The 17,654-nt window shown below is 70.5% G+C and carries 15 protein-coding genes; 7 read left to right on the top strand and 8 right to left on the bottom strand.

The features are described from left to right. Positions 1-27 precede the first annotated feature (27 nt). Positions 28-2,841, bottom strand: coding sequence for an AAA family ATPase (locus AB0M83_RS09275; protein ID WP_364514781.1), 2,814 nt, complete (start codon positions 2,839-2,841; stop codon positions 28-30). A gap of 151 nt (positions 2,842-2,992) precedes the next feature. Between AB0M83_RS09275 and AB0M83_RS09270 the strand changes: the two genes are divergently transcribed. Then, positions 2,993-3,415 carry a PPOX class F420-dependent oxidoreductase gene (locus AB0M83_RS09270; RefSeq protein ID WP_364514779.1) on the top strand — a complete coding sequence of 141 codons (423 nt, stop codon included), beginning with the start codon at positions 2,993-2,995 and terminating at the stop codon, positions 3,413-3,415. 77 nt (positions 3,416-3,492) lie between these two features. On the opposite strand, the gene AB0M83_RS09265 is transcribed toward AB0M83_RS09270, so the two are convergent. After that, on the bottom strand, positions 3,493-4,395 hold the full coding sequence (locus AB0M83_RS09265) for a LysR substrate-binding domain-containing protein (protein ID WP_364514777.1): 903 nt from the start codon (positions 4,393-4,395) through the stop codon (positions 3,493-3,495). 100 nt (positions 4,396-4,495) lie between these two features. Here AB0M83_RS09265 and AB0M83_RS09260 point away from each other — a divergent pair, with 100 nt between their 5' ends. After that, the gene (locus tag AB0M83_RS09260; protein ID WP_364514774.1) at positions 4,496-5,335 is read left to right on the top strand and encodes an oxidoreductase; all 840 of its coding nucleotides are present in this window, start codon (positions 4,496-4,498) and stop codon (positions 5,333-5,335) included. Positions 5,336-5,411: 76 nt separating this feature from the next. Further along, entirely contained in the window at positions 5,412-5,738 is a 327-nt protein-coding gene (locus AB0M83_RS09255) for a hypothetical protein (protein WP_364514771.1), read from the top strand. Positions 5,739-5,873: 135 nt separating this feature from the next. On the opposite strand, the gene AB0M83_RS09250 is transcribed toward AB0M83_RS09255, so the two are convergent. Further along, the gene (locus AB0M83_RS09250; protein WP_364514769.1) at positions 5,874-5,999 is read right to left on the bottom strand and encodes a hypothetical protein; all 126 of its coding nucleotides are present in this window, start codon (positions 5,997-5,999) and stop codon (positions 5,874-5,876) included. A gap of 415 nt (positions 6,000-6,414) precedes the next feature. Further along, entirely contained in the window at positions 6,415-9,657 is a 3,243-nt protein-coding gene (locus AB0M83_RS09245) for an NACHT domain-containing protein (RefSeq protein ID WP_364514766.1), read from the bottom strand. A gap of 850 nt (positions 9,658-10,507) precedes the next feature. Here AB0M83_RS09245 and AB0M83_RS09240 point away from each other — a divergent pair. Then, on the top strand, positions 10,508-10,699 hold the full coding sequence (locus AB0M83_RS09240) for a hypothetical protein (RefSeq protein ID WP_364514764.1): 192 nt from the start codon (positions 10,508-10,510) through the stop codon (positions 10,697-10,699). Positions 10,700-10,798: 99 nt separating this feature from the next. Here the strand turns inward: AB0M83_RS09240 and AB0M83_RS09235 are convergent, their stop codons facing one another. Further along, positions 10,799-11,422: a TetR/AcrR family transcriptional regulator gene (locus AB0M83_RS09235; RefSeq protein ID WP_364515060.1), complete on the bottom strand. Its 624-nt coding sequence runs from the start codon at positions 11,420-11,422 to the stop codon at positions 10,799-10,801. Between the two features lie 111 nt (positions 11,423-11,533). Between AB0M83_RS09235 and AB0M83_RS09230 the strand changes: the two genes are divergently transcribed. Further along, a complete protein-coding gene (locus AB0M83_RS09230; RefSeq protein WP_364514761.1) occupies positions 11,534-12,820 on the top strand; it encodes an alpha/beta fold hydrolase in 1,287 nt (428 codons plus the stop codon). Between the two features lie 12 nt (positions 12,821-12,832). Further along, entirely contained in the window at positions 12,833-14,236 is a 1,404-nt protein-coding gene (locus tag AB0M83_RS09225; RefSeq protein WP_364514758.1) for an MDR family MFS transporter, read from the top strand. A gap of 14 nt (positions 14,237-14,250) precedes the next feature. On the opposite strand, the gene AB0M83_RS09220 is transcribed toward AB0M83_RS09225, so the two are convergent. Beyond that, entirely contained in the window at positions 14,251-14,817 is a 567-nt protein-coding gene (locus AB0M83_RS09220; RefSeq protein WP_364514755.1) for a TetR/AcrR family transcriptional regulator, read from the bottom strand. A gap of 163 nt (positions 14,818-14,980) precedes the next feature. Between AB0M83_RS09220 and AB0M83_RS09215 the strand changes: the two genes are divergently transcribed. Continuing rightward, positions 14,981-16,180, top strand: coding sequence for a cytochrome P450 (locus AB0M83_RS09215; RefSeq protein WP_364514752.1), 1,200 nt, complete (start codon positions 14,981-14,983; stop codon positions 16,178-16,180). 31 nt (positions 16,181-16,211) lie between these two features. Here AB0M83_RS09215 and AB0M83_RS09210 read toward each other — a convergent pair whose 3' ends face one another. Together AB0M83_RS09210 and AB0M83_RS09205 are read right to left on the bottom strand one after the other, a co-directional pair. After that, on the bottom strand, positions 16,212-17,273 hold the full coding sequence (locus AB0M83_RS09210) for a DUF2855 family protein (protein WP_364514749.1): 1,062 nt from the start codon (positions 17,271-17,273) through the stop codon (positions 16,212-16,214). A 17-nt stretch (positions 17,274-17,290) separates the two neighbouring features. Next, on the bottom strand, positions 17,291-17,617 hold the full coding sequence (locus AB0M83_RS09205) for a hypothetical protein (protein ID WP_364514747.1): 327 nt from the start codon (positions 17,615-17,617) through the stop codon (positions 17,291-17,293). Positions 17,618-17,654 lie beyond the last annotated feature (37 nt).

Genomic DNA, 17,654 nt, shown 5'->3' with positions numbered 1-17,654 from the left:
CTCAGCTCTGGTGTGGAGGTCATCCCTTCACGGTGCGCCGGGGCCGTCGTTCGCGAACCCGGGACGCACCCCGGTAGGGCCCGGGGGAAGCCCGGGGTTCGGCAGCTTCGGCAGGGTGCGCAGCTGCTTGCGCGACGTGACACCGAGCTTGCCGAACACCCTGCCCAGGTGCCATTCCACCGTGCGCGGGCTGAGGAACAGCCTCGTCCCGATCTCGGCGTTCGACAGGCCTTCGCGGACCAGCCAGGCAACCTGGACCTCCTGGGCGGTGAGCTCAGGACCTCCGTCGGCAACGCGCCTCGGCGGATTGCCACCCGGCAGCAACTCGCGCTCCGCCCGGTGCGCGAACGCCTCCATCCCCATCTCCACGAACAGGTCGTACGCGGTCCGGAGCTGCTCGCGTGCCGCCTGCCGCCGCCGGTTCCGGCGCAACCACTCGCCGTACAGCAGGTGGGCTCTCGCGAGTTCGCCGCGCACGCGCGTCCGGCCGAGCCGTTCGACCGCTTCCCGGTAGTTGTCCTCCGCGACCGAGCCCTCGGTGATCAGCGCCCGGCACCGGGCCTCGATACCGAGCGCCCAGTCGGTGCCACCGACCGCGGTGTGCGCGGACAGGCGCTGGAACGCTTCGGCGGCTTCACGCGGCTGCCCGTTCCGGGCCGTCGCTTCGACCCGTTCGGCCATCATCCACAGACCCGCTCCGACCAGCAGCCGTTCCTCCTCCACGAGCCCGGTCGCGGTCACGGCGTCGGCGTACCGTCCCAAGCTGTTGCCCAGCAGCGCCTCGGCCCAGGCGTAGATCTGCGCCCCGGCTCCTTCACCGCGGGCCAGCACCTCACCACGGCTGGCGGCGATCAGCGCCGACGTCTCCTTCTCACGGCCCTGCCAGGCGGCGAGCATGACCGCGCCGTAGGGCGCGAGGCCGACCCCGATCGCTTCGGCCAGGACGTCGATCTCGCCCACCAGCGCCGCCGCCTCGGCCAGCTCGCCCAGCACCACGTGCACCGCCACCCGTGAAGTCACGGCCAGCGGCAGCGTCGTGAGCGCCCCGGTCGCACGGGCCTGCTCGACGTGGTGCGTCGCGAGCCGCTCCCAGCTCCGGTAGTCCCAGAGGTCGGGTGCGGTGGTGCCGGCCAGCCAGAGCCACCGCAGCTCGTCCGCGCCGGCGTCGGCATCGTCGCAGAAGGCACCGATGGCGCGCTTCAGCCGGTGGCTGCCGGCAGCGAGCTCCCCCGTGTCGCGGGCGGCCAAGCCGTCGAGCAGCAGGTCCGCCGGGGTGGGCGGGCCCGGCGGCGCGGGTGCGAGACGTGCTGCCTCCGCCACCTCCACCACGCTTCCCCCCACCGCGAGGTGGAGCGCGAACCGCGCCGCGGACAAGGCCTGCAGGTAGGTGTCCCTGGCCAGGCGCGCGTCGAACGGCTCCAGCTGCTGGGCGGTCTTGAGCAGCAGCATCGGCGCCTCGGCTCCCCGGCTCACCGCGAAGGCCACCTCTGCGCGGAGCAGGTTGGCCTTCGCATGGCGTAGGTCGTCGAAGTGGTCTGCCTGAGCCACCGCCACCAGGCCGAGCGCCGTTTCGGGCGCCCCCGCGTCGAACGCGGCCCGTGCGGCGGCCAGGGCCCGCTCCGCCCGCCGCACCGGGTCGCGGGTCAGTTCGACCGCCCGGGCCAGGAACGCCGCCGCGGCGGGGAGCCCACCCCGCGCCTGCGCGCGGCCCGCCGAGCGTTCCAGCTCCGCCGCGACCTCGTCGTCCGGCCCGGTGACGCCCCGTGCCCGGTGCCACGCCCTGCGGTCCGGATCGGACGCGGGGTCCGTGCATTCCGCGAGCGCTCGGTGCGCCCGCTGCCGTTGTCCCTCGGTGGCGCCGTCGTAGACCGCCGAACGCACCAGCGGGTGCCGGAACCTCACCCGCGCGCCGAATTGGACGAGGCCCGCCGCCACCGCCGGGCCCGCCGCGTCGACTCCCACCCCCAGTCGCTCGGCGGCGCCCCAGACCAGTACCGCGTCGCCGAGCGGGTCGGCCGCGGCGACCAGCAGCAGCCACCAGGACGCTTCCGGCAGCTGCCTGACCCGCTGCCGGAAACTTCGCTCGAGCCGGCCCGGCAGCACCCGGCCGGCCGGCAGGCCGAACCCGCCGGCCAGTTCCGCGGGCGGCATGCTCCGGGGCAGCTCCAGCAAGGCCAGCGGATTTCCGTCGGTTTCCGCGACGATCTGGTCCACGACGCGTTCGTCGACCGGCCCCGGCAGCGCCGTCCGCAGCAGCGCCCGGGCGTCCTCGGTGGGCAATCCCCGGACCGGCAGCTCGGGGAGGCCGGCCGGCGCGGCGCCCGGTTCCCGGGTTCGTGTCGCGAAGATCAGGCCCACGGGATCCGCGAACAGCCGGCGTGCCGCGATCGCCAGCGCCTGGGTCGAAGCGCGATCCAGCCATTGCAGGTCGTCGACCAGGCACACCAGCGGACGCTCGCCGCCTGCCTCGGCCAAGAGGCTCAGCACGGCGAGCCCGACGAGGAGCCGGTCCGGGGCCGGGCCCGCGGTCAGGCCGAACGCGGTACCCAGAGCCTGGCGCTGCGGAGCCGGGAGCGTGTCCACCCTGTCCAGCAGTGGCACGCACAGCTGGTGCAGCCCGGCGAACGGCAGCTCCATCTCGGCCTGGACCCCGGCGGTGCGCAACACCCGGCACCCCGGCGCGTGCGTGGCGACGTACTGGAGCAGCGCGGTCTTGCCCGCGCCGGGCTCCCCGACCACCAGCAGTGCGCGTCCCTGCCCGGCCCGCACGGCGTCGACCAGTTCTTCGAGCGTTGCGCACTCCCGGCGCCGGCCCAGCAGCACCCGATCGCCTCCGTCCACCAGCTCCCCGGCGGCGCCGGGTCACGCCCGCGGAGAACCAGCTTAAGGCGCTTCCGGCCGCGCGGGGAGATTGTTCCGAGGTGGGTGAGGTGGGTGAGGTGGAGGAGCGGGCTGTATTGCTTCCGTCGCGGCGCGGACGGATGCTGAGGAGATGACCAAAATGGAAGAGAACGAGTGGAAGGCGTTCATCGCGAAAGGTACCCGCACCGGCAAGCTGGCCACCGTGCGAGCGGACGGCGGGCCCCATATCGCGCCCGTGTGGTTTCTCCTCGACGGTGACGACCTCGTCTTCACCACGGAGAACGTGACCGCGAAGGCGCACGACCTCACGCGGGACGGGCGTGCGGCGATGTGCATCGACGACGAGGTGCCCCCGTACTCCCACGCGGTGCTGTGGGGACACACGGACATTTCCGAGGACCCCGGGCAGTTGCGCACCTGGGCGACGAACATCGCCGCCCGGTACATGGGTGCGGACCGCGCTTCCGAATTCGGCGAACGCAACAGCGTTCCCGGCATGCTCCTCGTGCGGATGCACGTCGAGCGCGTCAGCGCCTATGCGGCCATCGCCTGAGGAGGCCCGACAACACGTTCTCGCCGGCGGTACCGCGTTCGCCTGACCGTCCACATCGGCGTCAGCGCGGCGGCCGGTCAGCCGGAGGTGGTCAAGTCGGTCGACGCGGCCAGCTCGGTGACGACGTCCAGCAGGGCACGCAGAGCACCCGAGTCGTTGCCGGCCGACCAGACGAGTTCCGTCGACGCGAATTCCCCGGCGATCGGCACGAACACCACGCCGGTACGCCGGAGGTTACCGGCCGACCGGGCCAGCCGCGTGATCCCGACGCCGGCCGCGACCAGGCCCAGCAACGCCTGGACGCTCGCGTCCCGGTGGACCACGTCGGGGGTGAACCCGGCCGCCCGGAAGGAGTCGTCGAACGCCTGGTGCCACGGTTCCCAGGAACTGCGTGGCGTCAGCACCCAGCGTTCACCGGCCAGCTCGGCGAGGGTCAGTCCGGCGCGATCGGCCAGCGGATGCCCCTCGGGCAGCACGGCGCACACCGGTTCACTGACGAGCGTCCGGGTTCGCAGGTCGTCCACGAGCGGCGGCCGGGTGAACCCGACGTCGTAGCGGCCCTTCCGCAGCCCCTCGACCAGCAGGGCGATCGTCGTTTCCTCCGTGGTCAGCCGGAGTTCCGGGAGCCGTTGCCGGACGGTCCGCACCACCGGCGGCAGCAGGTGGTTCGTCGTGGTCGAGAGGAAGGCGAGGCAGAGGCTGCCGGCTTCGCCGCGGGCGGCCCGGGCCACCACGTCGAACGCTTCGTCGGCCCGGGCGAGCACCGCACGGGCCTCGGGGAGGAACAACGCGCCGATCGCGGTCAGGCTGGTGCCCCTGGTGTCGCGGTCGAAGAGCTTCACGCCGAGCATGCGTTCCAGCAGGGTCATCTGCTGGGACAGCGACTGCTGGCTGATCACGAGCCGTTCGGCGGCGCGGGTGTAGCTGGACTCCTCCGCGACAGCGACGAAATACCTCAGCTGCCGAAGATCAGGGCTCACAGGAAAAGCTTACAACTACGACAGGTAACCGGTGTTGGACGACGCGGCGGTACCGAGACGACCATCGACCTCGGTAAGCACCAACGTGAAAGGCATGGGAATGACGAACGAAACACCGGGCCGCGTCTGGCTGATCTCGGGCTGCTCGAGCGGCTTCGGCCGGGAGCTCGTGCGGGCCGCGCTGGCCGCCGGTGACCGGGTGATGGCCACCGCGCGCCGCCCGGAGACCCTCGCGGACCTCGCGCGGGCGGGAGGTGACCGGATCAGCACGGTGGCGATGGACGTCACCGACCCGGCATCGATCCACGCCGCGGTCGAGGCGACACTGGCCGTGTTCGGCCGCATCGACGTCCTGGTGAACAACGCCGGCGTCAGCGTGATCGGCGCCGTCGAGGAAACCTCGGTCGAGCACTTGCGCAGCATGTTCGACGTGAACTACTTCGGCGCGGTGCAGCTGACTCAGGCCGTCCTGCCCGTGCTGCGCGAGCAGGGAAGCGGGACGATCGTCGTGATGAGCTCCCTCGGCGGCGTGATGACCTTCCCGGGCCTGGGCGGCTACAACGCCACCAAGCACGCACTCGAGGCTCTGGGCGAGGCGCTGTCGCTCGAGCTGGCCCCGCTCGGCATCCGGGTCCTCGTGGTGGAACCGGGTATGTTCCGCACCCAGTTCAGCACCAGTCTGCAGTGGACCCCCGAAAACCCGGCCTACGACGCGACCTCGGGAGAGCTGCGGCGGATGGTCAAGGGCGTCGTGGGCCAGGAGCCCAACGACCCGGCGAAGGGCGCGGCGGCGATCCTCGAGGTGCTCGGCGCCGAGCACCCGCCGCTGCACTTCCTGCTCGGGGAAGACGCGGTCGACGGGCTGCGCGAACACCACGAGGCCCTGCTGGCCGACGTCGCCACGTGGGAGACGCTCAGCCGCTCGACCACGGCTTCCTGACCGGTCCTGGCCCCCGAACGCGACGCCGGCGCGTCCTGTTCCCGTCGTTCTCCGGTACGGCCGAGCAGGAGTGACCGTGGCCGCCGGGGCTGACCCGCGTCACCCCGGCGACCAGGTGTCACCGAACTGGTCGCCGGGGTGCGACGAGGCCGACGGATTTCATTCCGGTCTCTTCTACCCCCTCGACGACGAACCGCGCCTCGAAGCGACGCGCACCGAGACCGTCGTGCGCACCGACAGCGAGCAGGCACGCACTCGGTGGCCCGCGTTCGCCGATGCCGCATCCCCAGCCGGCATCAAGACGTCGCTGTCCTGCCGCGCGCTGCCGGCCTGGGCTCTTGGTCTTCCCGTTCCGCGAGACGACCTCCATCTCGGCGACGCACCACCCGTCCGCGAACACTGACAGCACGGCCCGGCCAGGCGATCGCCAGCTCTGCCGCCGTCGATCCGGCCGGCCGGCCACGGGAACGGCGCGTCCTTGCCCCCCGCACATCCGCTGCGGCGGAACAGGTCATGTCGGCACCGTCGCAGCGACCGTTCAGAAGCCGGCCAGCGCGTCGTCGAGCGTGGGATCGATCGACAGAACGCCGCCCAACCCCGTGATGTCGATGGCTCGCCGGGCGGTACCCGTGGCGACCACGTGCAGTGTCGTGCCGATGCCCATGTCGCGGCGGGTCTTACCCGAAGACCGAGGTCAGCGACGCGCGCGAACGTCATGCTAGACGTTGTTCACCTGAGATTCATTTGTCGATCACGGGGTGCCGGCGTCTCATGCGGACCCGGGTGAACGGTTCAGCCTTCTGCAACCTCAGTCCAAGAAGGCCGGTCACGCAGTGTGTGGCCGGTGATCAGCGACTGGCGCGGTTCGCCATCAGTCGCACGGAAGAACGCGCGGTCGTCGGGCAGGACGTACCATTGCCCGCCGCCCAGCGACGGACGGCCTGCCACCTCGTACACCGTCGTCCCTGTCGAGCGACAGCGCAGGTGGCCGATCACCGTGCCGTGAGCGGCATGAGCGAATCCGGCAGGTTCGCGGCCGGCTGTTGCTGTCGGGCAGGCAGCGGGCATTGATCCAGTCATCAAGCACTGGCGAGCACGATCGTCTCGGTGGCGGGCGTCTGGTTGCTGCGACGGAGTTCCAGCAGGCTGACCCCAGCCGCGACCCGGCGGAACGCGGCGGCGGAATCGCTGTCCGCCAACGCTTCCGCTTCGACCGCCAGGCACAGTGCCGCGGTGCGGATCGCCGTCGCGTTGCCCGGAGTGAGTTCGCTTTTGCGGCCGAAGACGGGCACCGCGAGTTCTTCCAGCCGGACCGTCGCTTCGCCGAGCCGGGCCGCGGCCGGACCGGTCCCGGTTCCGGTCCGGACATTTGTGCAGGCGCGCTGGACCTCCGCCACGAGCGAGCCGGGCGGCACGACGTGGTCGGTGGTGTCGATACCCGCGGCGGCTACGAACGCACGCGCGAAAGCAGCCGAGAACCGGTGCCAGTCCTCGGTTTCCCGGTCCTGAGACTCGTGCAACGATTCGGTGAGGGCACCGGCCAGGGCCGGTCCGGTGAGCCGGGTGAAATGCCCGTCGAACTCGGCGAACGGCGCCGGCGCCCGCTCGGCGTCGCGAGCCAGATCGAGGCCGAGCACAGTGTCCAGTTCCCGTTCCGGTTCCAGTTCGAGAGCCCGGTCGAGAGCTCGGCCGAGGACGTCGGCCAAGCGACGGGCGTACTCGAAATCCCGGGACAGGGCCAGATCGAGGTCGTGCACCAGGTCGCTTTCCTTGTCCGGTCCGCGATTGCGGGCCCGGTCGAACGAGCGCCCCACGGAGAGATCCAGCGCCAGCGTGTCGTTCAGCGTGCGAAGCCGGCCGAGATCACGCAGACGTGCCAGGTCGAGAGCTTGCGCGTGCTCGACCTGCCGGCCGACCGCGCGCACCAGGTCGGAAGCGTGCGCCCTCGCCGAGGTGAGCACCCGGACCAGGGCTGGTTCGCAGGTATGAGCCAGCTCCAACGCACCGGCCAGCCCGCGGACCAGTTCGCCGGTCAGCTTGTAGGCACGGGCGCTCGCTACGCCGTGATCGAGATCGAACGAGACTGCCCGCAGCAGCACGAGAGACCGAATCACCAGCAGCCTGGCCAGTGTCGTCGCCGAGCCCTGGAGATCCTGGGTGACGCGCTGGACGAGGATCCGGGAGGTGATCGTGTGGGGGTGCGGCTCGTCCTCCGCCGTCCACAGCTCCGGCGCCCCCGGCACGTCCGGACGCACCCACACGCTGAGGCTGCCGGACGGCTCGGCGGGCTGACCGAGCGCGCGCCGGACCGCCGGATCCTCGATCTCGGCGCGGCTGGGCAGCCGGTAAACCGACTCGCCACCGGCGATTTCGTTGACCCACTGGATGAAGCCGAGCACATCGGCCGGTCGGACCCCGACCACCGGACCGCCGGCTCCCGGGACGAACGGCCGCGGATCGTCGGGACGTTCGGTGCCGGTGTCGGCGAGGAAGAGCCAGTAGATGCCCACGGTGATCGGCTGGACACAGACCCGCGCGGCGCCGACGGCGGAGGTGAGATTGCGCAGGTGCCGGTTCACCATCACCCGCGCCATCAGCCTGCGGCGACGAGGATCGGTGCCGGCGTCGTAACTCGAGTGCAGCAGCCGGTCCAGCCGGTCCCGCAGGGCGGGATCGATCTCGCGGGCGTGCTGCGCGCAGTCGAACGCCAGCGCGAGCGCGATGACGCTGCCGGACGCGAGGCAGGCCTCGATGATCGGGTCGGCGTCCGCGCGCGCCGAGTAGAGCAGCGTGCATTCCCGCCACCACTCGTCGTCGACCCGCCCCGGGAGCAGGCCGGCCGGCCCCTTGTCCTGGAGGTGCGCGGCAGCGAGATGTTCCTGGAAAGTGTGGTGGGCGAAGGAGTACAGGCCGTTCTCCCGTTCGACCAGCAGCCCGCTGTCGCCGACGCCGCTCAAGAACGCCGCCGCCGTGAGGTCCTTGGAGACCCGGCGCAGCATCGGGTGGAGCGCGGTGAGCACCCCGGAGCGCGGGAGGTCCCGTACCCGGCGCTCCATCATGGTGAACGCGAGCTGGCGCAGCAGCAGTTCCATCTGCTCCCCGCCGAGCCCGATCGGCAGTCGCTTGGCGATGTGCCGCCGCCACAACATCACTTCGCAGATCTCGCTGTAGAGCTCGGCCCGGCTTCCGGGCAGCGCGCCGCGATAGTGGTGCACGTTGGTGATCATGGTCAGCAGCAGCGGGTTCACGGTGAGTTCGCGCAGCACGGCCGAGGTCCTGAGCCGGTCGAGCAGGTCGTCGGCGGCGGAGACGGCGCGTGACTCCAGCTCGCCGGTGTCCACGCCGGCGCTCTGCTGCTGCTCGATCGACCGGTACCACCCGCGCACGAAGCGTGTGACCTGCTCGTCCGTGAACCGCCGCACCTGGAACACCGTGGCGCCGGTGATCGCGGCCGCCCGGTAGCCGTGCGGGCGGGAGGTGATCACGTAGTCGTTCCTGGGGTACTGGCCGATCTGCCGCTCCACCCAGTCCGACACCGAGCGGCGGTCGTCGGGGGTCGGCACCTCGTCGAGCCCGTCGAGGAGGATCACGCACGAACCGTCGCGCAGTTTCTGTTCGAACCAGTCCTGAGGCTCGTCCTTCCGATAGCGCCCGAGCGTCCCGCGCTGGAGGTCGGCCAGAGTCACTTCCGGAGTAGCCAGGATTTCGGCCGCGTGATCGCGCAGGAACAGGAAGATCGGCACCGTGTGCCGCCGCCTCTCCCCAGTGCGGCAGATCCTGCGGGCCGTGTGGCGCAGCAGGGTCGTCTTGCCGCTGCCCGCCGCGCCGACCACCGCCAGCACGCTCGGGGAAGGCCGGTCGAGCAGTTTTGTCAGCGACGAGAGCTGGTTCAGCTCGGCGGGCACGTCGGCCAGCGGGTCGGACATCACCTGGTGCGGGCTTCGCGGCACCAACCAGAGCTCCACGAAGACCTCGTCGAGCTGAGGAGTGTAGGGGCCGATGGTCGCCAGGCCCTTTTGATCGACGAACCGCAGGGATTCGAGGACGAATTCCCGGTACCGGCGATCGAAACGCGCCAGTTTGCGCCCGAGGCTCTGGTCGACCCAGTCGATGAGCTTCGCCTGACGGCGTTTGAGGAGTTCCGATGCGATTTTCTGGACGAACGAGAAGACCGCCAGCACCCCTTCGTAAAAGGCCAGCACGATCACGGCGAGCACGGAATGGTCATGGACCCAGCCGGACCAGAGTCCGGCCGCGGCTCCCGGCATCGCCAAGATCGCCGTCAACCAGCCAAGCTTCCCCATCGTCTTGCCCGCCGGCATACCGCGACTCCCTCCCGTGGCCCGACATTCCAGGATACCCGCAGCCCGCCGCCGTGGTGGGGAAACGGCCTGCAAGAACATTGGAAAGAAAGTTGGTGGCGAGTACCGGGTCCCAGGTCACGGGCTGAATTGAGTAGTCCAGCGTGCGTTGAGGCTCGGTCTCGGACCGGCGAGCCGGCGCACCGCCGAATAAACCCCTCATCGAACCGTGCCAGCAGCGCCGAAGTGCATTCGACGGCCCGGACCGCCCCAGCCGACCTGCGGATCCGTCAGAGTCGTACGTGACTGGCCCTATTTTACTAATTTCCCTGAGCACTGCCGAGGCAGACAATGTACGACAATCAACAAACCAGTTGCCGACAACTGCGGCGAAGAGCGCAAACATATGAGTTGATCAACCGCGGTGATCTTCGACTGGACGATATTCGATCATCTCGGTCTGGTGGGGTCGACACCGAGGAGGCCGGCCGACGCCGGTCAGACGACAGGCGCCAGACGGCTGTCACGATGACGCAGAAAATTACCCGGCATCGCATTCCGCGCCCCCAGCAGAACGGCGATCAACTGAAATCCCGCCCCACGGGACAGACTCCGATCATGGGTTTCCTGCGGCGACGGCGTTGGCGTGCACAGCGAAGTGCGCACTTTTCCGAAGTGGCAGAACAGGTTGGCGCCAGGGACGCAGTGGTCCTCAAAGACCGGTTCTCCGGCGGCAAAGGCCTCAACGGTCCACTCACCCTGGGGGTGATCACCCTCCGAAACGGCTCTGCCGTCGAAGTTGGCCGCCGGAGAGACGGTGCGCGCGTCCAGCCGTGCGCCACGGTCCGGTGAGTTTCCCGAGGGTGTCGAGGTGGTCCGTGCCGACTTGGCCGACCCCGCTCCCTGGCCCGGCGTTCTGGCCGGCGTGCGGAAGGTCGTGGTGGAGCGCGCACTGGACGATGCCGGACGCGTGCTGGCCACCGACGCCGTTGCAGACGTGGTCGGCAGGTCCCCGCTGACGTTCGCCGAATGGGCGCGCGATCACGTGGCCGACTTTCGCTGAGCACATCCCGCCTGTCCCCTCACCGTTGGAGAACAGCTACGGCCCGACGAGAGATGAGGCAGTTCTTGTGGCGTTCCGCAGTGTGCTTTCGCAACGCGGTCAGCGCGCATTGCCAGCGTGTCCTTCGCCCGTCGTCGGCCTCTCGCCGAGAACGGCTTTGGTGAGCGTCACCGCGGTGTGGACGATACTGCGGACGGCTTCTTCGGGCGGCAGGCGATGGAGATCGGTCAGCCCGAACAGCGCCTCGGCACTCATGACGACCGCAAGATCCCGCTTCAGCTGAAGCAACGCGGGCGCGTCGAGGTCGCCTAGGTCGGCCGGCGGCGCGAGTGCCTCGTTGATGAGACCGAAGCGCAGACCGGGACGGCCGGCGGTGTCGGCGGGCCGGGTGATCGTCGCCGCGATCATCGCGCGGACCGCGCTCTCGTGCGTCAGTACGTGACGCAGCAAATGTTCCGTCGCGGCCGCGACGCGGGCGACGGGATCGGTGGAGCCCGCGAGCGGTGCCAGAGCCTCCGCCGGATCGAACAGCGTCCCCGCGACGGCTTCGCGCAGCAGGCTCGCCAGGTCCGGGAAGTAGCGGTAGGCCGTCGCCTCCGACACCTCCGCCGCCTTCGCGACCTCGGGCATCGTCACCGCGCGGCCGCCCCGGACAAGTTCGGTGGCGGCCGCCACGATCGCGTTGCGCGTCCGCCGCTTCTGGTTGACCCGTCCGCCGTCCATCTCGGCCACCTCTCGCACTCGAGTTCACTCTCATCATAAGAGTCCACTTGCATGAAAGCGAGATGAGGGTCTACCTTCCTCATGACAGTTGACTCTCATAAGGAGCGGTACATGACACGCATCGCGATCGTCGGGCCCGAGGCCGGCGAGATCACCCTGACCGGCCCGATCCAGCTGCGGATCCTCGAGGACGGCAGCACCACCGGCCACCGGCTGGGCCTGGGCGAGATCGTCGTCGCCCCGCACACCGCCGGCCCGCCCCAGCACCGCCACGCCCAGCACGACGAGGGTTTCTACGTCGTGCGCGGCACGGCTCGCTTCACCGTGGGCGAGGAAACCCACGATGCGCCCGCCGGGACCCTCGTCATGGTGCCGCCGGGCGCGCCGCACACTTTCGCCAACCCGGGCGACGAGCCGGCGGTCATCCTCAACACCTTCACGCCGGACCTCTACGTCCAGTACTTCCGCGACCTGCGCGCGTTCGCCGAGAAGGCGGGGCGCCCCGCACAAGACGCCGAGATCACGGCAATCATGGCCCGCTACCACACCGAACCGGCCACCACCTACGCCGACGAGACCCCGGTGGCCGAGCCGCGGACCACGGACGTCCGGCTCGACGACGACCTCGTCGTCCGGGTCGAGGACCGCGGCGCCGGACGTCCCGTCCTGCTGGTGCACGGCGGAGCGGGCCCGGCGTCGGTTGCCGGCCTGGCCGCCGTGCTCGCCGCGCGCGGGGCGAGGGTGCTCACGCCGGTCATCCCCGGCTTCGACGGCACGCCGGCCGCCGATCGCGTCGCCGATGTTCCGGGGCTCGCCCGGGTCATGCGCCGGCTGCTCGAGGAGTTCGACCTGACCGACGTCCTCGTGGCCGGCAACTCCGTCGGCGGGTGGATCGCGGCGCAGATGGGCGTCGACGAGCAGGCGGCCCGCGACGCCGGCGACGAGCACCGCGTCAGCCGGCTCGTGCTGCTGGACGCCGTCGGGATCACCGTCGAGGGGCACCCGATCACCGACCTCGCCGCCACGCCGCCGGACAAGCTGGCCGACGTCGTCTTCCACTTCCCCGACCGCTTCCGGATGGACCCCGCCCTGCTGCCGCCGGAGCGCCTCGCCGCCATGCAGGGCAACGCCGCGGCCCTGAACCGCTACGCCGGCGACCCGTACATGCACGACCCGGCCCTGCGTGCCCGGCTCGAATCGGTGCGCTTGCCCGTGCGGGTCGCCTGGGGCGAAAGCGACGGAATCGCCGACCTGTCCTACGGACGCGCGTACGCGGCGGCCTTCGCGGGGGAGAACGACGAAGGCGCCGAGTTCACGGTCGTTCGCGAGGCGGGCCACCAGCCGCAGCTCGAGCAGCCGGACCGGGTCGCCGACCTGATCCTCGGCTCCGTGGCCTGAACGGAGCCGGTCATGGTCGTCTCACCTGCGCGTCCCCAGCCGTCCGCCGCGCCGATGAGCCCAGCGCGGCTGCGGGCGGCGTTCGCCGTGCTGCTGCTCGGCATGCTGCTCGCGATGCTCGACAACACCGTCGTCGGCACGGCGATGCCCACGATCGTCACCCAGCTCGGTGGCCTCGACCGACTGTCCTGGGTCGTCACCGCGTACACGCTCACTACCGCCGCTTCGACGCCGATCTGGGGCAAGCTCGGCGACCTCTACGGGCGCAAACGCGTGCACCTGAGCGCGATCGGCCTCTTCACCGCCGCCTCCGTCGCGTGCGGGTTCGCCCAGGACATGACGCAGCTGATCGCCTTCCGCGCGGTCCAGGGCCTCGGCGGCGGCGGGCTCGCGGTCGGCGCGCTGTCCCTGATCGGCGTCCTGGTCCCGCCGCGCGACCGCGGCCGCTACCAGGGTCTGACCGCGAGCGTCATGGCCGCCGGGCAGATCGGTGGCCCGCTGTTCGGCGGCGTCGTCACGAGCCTGCTCGGGTGGCGCTGGAACTTCTACCTCAACCTCCCACTCGGCCTGATCGTCTTGGCCGCCACCGCGATCGTCCTGGTGGTACCGCCGGCGCCGCGGCGCCGGGTGCACCTGGACGTCGCAGGTGCGCTGCTGCTCACGACCGCTGTCACCGGCCTGCTGCTGCTCACCAACGGCGTAGGCGCGACGGTGGTGCTGGCGCCGCTCACCGTGATCGCCACCGGCGCGTTCGTGTGGGTGGAACGGCGAAGCCGCGAACCCGTCCTGCCGCTGACGTTGTTCGCGCAGCGGAACATCCGGCTGACGACCGTGATCATCTTCGTCGTCGGCGTCATCAGCTTCGGCACCATCACGTTCGTCCCGCTGTTCCAGCAGACCGTCCAGGGCGCATCGGCTTCGGACTCCGGAACGCTCCTCCTGCCGATGACCCTGGCGGTCGTCGTCGCGTCCCAGGTGGCCGGCCGGGTGAGCAGCCGGACCGGCCGGTACCGGCTCTTCCCGATCATCGGCACATCGGCGATGGCCGCGGGGTGCGGCGTGCTCGCCACCGCCCACGCCGGCACGCCGGTCTGGCTCACCAGCGCCGCGCTCGTGCTCATCGGCGCCGGCCTCGGCCTGAGCACGCAGATGATGACGTTGATCGCCCAGAACACGGTCCCGGCCGAAGAGATCGGCGTGGCGACGGCGAACACGACGATGTTCCGCACCATCGGGGGCGCCATCGGCACCTCGGCGTTCGGCGCGCTGCTGGCCGGCGGCACGCTGGTGACGGGGATGTCGCGCATCTTCACCGTCGCCGCCGTGGTGGCGGCGATGGCTGCCGTCGCAGCCTGGCGCATCCGGGAAACACCCTTGCGCAGCACCGGTGCCGTCGAGCCAGGGGCCGGGAGGTGAGCGGCTCCCGCGCTCTAACGGTGCCAGGTCCCGATGCCGTCGAGAAGCCGGTCGATGAGTCCGTCCGGGACCACGTCACGCTGCATCGCGGTGCGATAGACGATCGGCCCGACCAGTATCGACACCAGATCCGCCGGCTCGGCGTCGGTCTCCAGCTCCTGTCCGGCAACAGCCGACCGGATCGCCGCGTGGATCCGCTCTTCGATCGTCTTGGTCGACTCGTCGCGCCGACGTGCCATCTCCGCGTCCCAGAGCGCCGACTGCATCATGGCGAGCGACAGACCGGCCACAGCCGGGGGCATCAGCTCGTCGGCCATCTGCCGCAGCTGCCGGTGCAGCCACGGCCGGACCGGTGTTTCGGGGTCCTTGAACAGCGGCAGATCGGCGCTCTCCATCACGTCGAGCAAAAGCTGCTCGGACCGCGGCCAGTGCCGGTAGACGGTGGCCCGGCCCACGCCGGCCTCCTGGGAGACGCGCTGATGAGTGACCGCGCCGGGTCCCTCGCTCGCCAGCAACTCCCGGGCGGCGACGAGAATCGCCTCCCGGGAACGCGCCGCGCGCGGGTCCGTCGAGTAACTCACCGTCACAGCATACGAGCCAGACTTCTGAGACAGTTGACTCATAGATCCACGCATGACACGGTGGTACTTGCGAGACACATGTCTCACAGTTTGCGCGTGATGCCGGCCAAGTCGCACCGACAGCCAGCGCACCCCCACGACCACCGCCCTTACGGAGCAGACCGTGCCAGATTCCCCGCACCCCAGCGTCTTGATGACCGGCCGCCGAGCAGAACGCTGCCCCTTCGAGCCGGCCGCCGAGCTGACCGCGCTGCGCGAGCAACCCGATCTGCCCACCGTCGCCCGCTACCACCCCTTCTTCGGCCAGTTCGACGCCCGCGCCGTCACCCGCTACGACGACGTGCGCGCCACCTTCGCCCACGAGCACGTCGCCGCGGACATGAACGCCGACCCGGACGCACCCCGCACCCTGTTCAACCAGCCCGGCTTCCTGCTCGGCTACGACGGACCCGAACACGCCCGGCTGCGGCGGATGCTGGCCGGCGCCTTCACCATCCGCCGGCTGCAGGACATGCGGCCCCGCATCGAACAGATCGTCACCGAGCACCTGGACGCACTGCGGGAAGCCGGCCCCGGGACCGATCTCGTCCAGTCCTACGCCCTGCCCATCCCCTCACTCGTGATCTGCGAACTGCTCGGCGTCCCCTACGCCGACCGCGCCGACTTCCAGGACCGCAGCGCGGTTCTGCTCGACGTCACCCGCCCGCAACACGAGCAGTTCGCCAACTACGCCGCGATGCACGCCTACATGGCCGAACTCGTCACCGGATTGCGCTCCGACCCCGGCACCGGCCTTCTCGGCGACGTGATCCGCCGGCACGGCGACGAGATCACCGACGAGGAGCTGATCGGCTTCGGCAACCTGCTGCTCATCGCCGGACACGAAACCACCTCGAACATGATCGCGCTCGGCACGCTGACCCTCCTGCAGAACCCCGATCAGCTGGCCGCCGTCCGCGACGACCAGGACGTAGCGACCCCCGCGATCGAAGAGCTGCTCCGCTACCTGTCGATCGTCACCTACCTCGACCGGCGCGCAACGACGGAACTGGACGTCAACGGCCACCGGATCGCCGACGGCGCATGGCTGTCACTGTCGGTCCTGGCCGCGAACCACGATCCCGCCCTCGTCGGGCGGAACGCCGGGCTCGACGTGCGCCGCAAACCGGTACCCCACCTCGCTTTCGGCTTCGGCGCCCACCAGTGCCTCGGCCAGCAACTGGCCCGGCTCGAGCTCAAGACCGCGCTGCCCGCCCTGCTGCGCCGCTTCCCCGGCCTGCGGCTTGCCGTGCCGTTCGAGGAGCTCGAATTCCGGGCCCTCTCCCCGATCCACGGCGTCGCCTCCCTCCCGGTGACCTGGTGACGCTGCCCTGAGCGGCCGGGCCGCACCGTGCTCAGGACGGAACGATCATCGCGACCGTCAACGGGTCCACGTCACCTCGCCGGACCCGGTGCCAGACGTGACGGACTTGATCGAGCCCCGTGACCTTCTCCACCGCGAGGTGCCCGGCGGCCCAGCCGGCGATCGACTTCTCGGCCGCCTGCTCGAGGGCCGCCATCTTCTCCTCGCCGATCCGGGCGGCGACGTCGATCCGGCGAAGCCCGACGTTGAATCGCTCGACCGGCGGACCCGGCGGGGAGATCGGCGCGGACACGTCGCTCGGATCGTGGGTGGCGCCGACCCGAAGGACGCGGACGAGCGCCGGCCCGAGGGTCCGGGTCACCGCGGCGGTGACCGCGGGCTGCCCGGCTATGTCGACGTAGGCGGTGCCCGGAACGGCCACGACGTCGCCTATCCGGTCGTAGGAGAGGACATCGTCGAAGACTTCGGCGCGAGCAGCCACCTGGGTGCGGACAGCAGCGGTCAGCCCCACGATCCGCACACCCGCCTCCCGCAGCACCACAGCCGTGGTGAGGGCGGTGCGGCTGGTCGCACTGGAGAACACCACCTGGGCCGGAGCCGTCGCCTCGTCGCCGAGGTGCGCCGCGGTCGCTGCCACTTCCCGGCCGGTCGCAAGCCCCACGTCGCCGACCGTGTCGCTCACGCGCACCATGTCGCGATAGATCGGAGGCATTCCCGATCGCTCCGGCGACGTGGCTCGCAACCCGGTGGGCGACGACTCCGCCTCGACAAGGACGTGCGTGGCCATCGGGAGGAGTCCGGCGAACAGCTCGCCGGGCGCCGCCAGCCGTGGGTCGCCGCCGACGACACGGGCGGCGCCCCAGGCGGGCACTCGTCCCCAGCCGTGCTCGCGTGCCGGGAACGGAGTCCAATACCCGAGCCGGTCGCCGTAGCGGGCGTAGGTGATGTTGTTCGAGGTCAGGACGAAGTGCTCGATCCTGAGCAGCACGCTGCCCCGCTTCGGATCAGGCAACGGATCGGGGACGACGCGCATGGTGTGCAGGGGGTCGTCGCGGAGGAACTCGAGGGCCTGGAGATCCCGCTGTGAGGACACCCCGGTCAATATACTTGTTAGTCGACCAACATGTAAGTGCGGGGCGCGGCTTGCCGAGGCAGGCTTCCCTGCCACTCGCGTTGCTCTCGTTCCGTCAGTTCACGGACCCGGGTGATCACGCCGGCGTCCGCGCCGACCGCCCAGCGCCAGGCCAGAGGTGTGCGACACGCACGGCGGAGGTCAAGCTGGTCCCGGACCCACAACCAGCCGTGCTTGAACCGTGCCAAATACAGCGGACGCCTGCCACGACTCACCTCGATGAGGACTCGTACCGCATCCTCCGGCTCGCAGTCGTCGCTCGACCACTGCCGGATGACGCATTCGCTGTCGGTGCGGTTGGCCATGCTCGATGTCCTTCACAACCTCGCCGGATAGGAATGG

The sequence above is a fragment of the Amycolatopsis sp. NPDC051106 genome (assembly GCF_040682775.1).
GTDB lineage: Bacteria > Actinomycetota > Actinomycetes > Mycobacteriales > Pseudonocardiaceae > Amycolatopsis.
Note: the sequence above shows the minus strand (reverse complement) of the source record. Positions and strands in the feature narration are given on the sequence as shown.

Excerpts from the sequence above, each read along its gene's own strand:
- AB0M83_RS09270 (WP_364514779.1), top strand. The coding sequence starts at position 2,993 with ATGACCAAAATGGAAGAGAACGAGTGGAAGGCGTTCATCGCGAAAGGT.
- AB0M83_RS09205 (WP_364514747.1), bottom strand. The coding sequence starts at position 17,617 with ATGGCCAACCGCACCGACAGCGAATGCGTCATCCGGCAGTGGTCGAGC.
- AB0M83_RS09250 (WP_364514769.1), bottom strand. The coding sequence starts at position 5,999 with ATGGGCATCGGCACGACACTGCACGTGGTCGCCACGGGTACCGCCCGG.
- AB0M83_RS09235 (WP_364515060.1), bottom strand. The coding sequence starts at position 11,422 with ATGGACGGCGGACGGGTCAACCAGAAGCGGCGGACGCGCAACGCGATC.
- AB0M83_RS09260 (WP_364514774.1), top strand. The coding sequence starts at position 4,496 with ATGACGAACGAAACACCGGGCCGCGTCTGGCTGATCTCGGGCTGCTCG.
- AB0M83_RS09225 (WP_364514758.1), top strand. The coding sequence starts at position 12,833 with ATGGTCGTCTCACCTGCGCGTCCCCAGCCGTCCGCCGCGCCGATGAGC.
- AB0M83_RS09230 (WP_364514761.1), top strand. The coding sequence starts at position 11,534 with ATGACACGCATCGCGATCGTCGGGCCCGAGGCCGGCGAGATCACCCTG.
- AB0M83_RS09245 (WP_364514766.1), bottom strand. The coding sequence starts at position 9,657 with ATGCCGGCGGGCAAGACGATGGGGAAGCTTGGCTGGTTGACGGCGATC.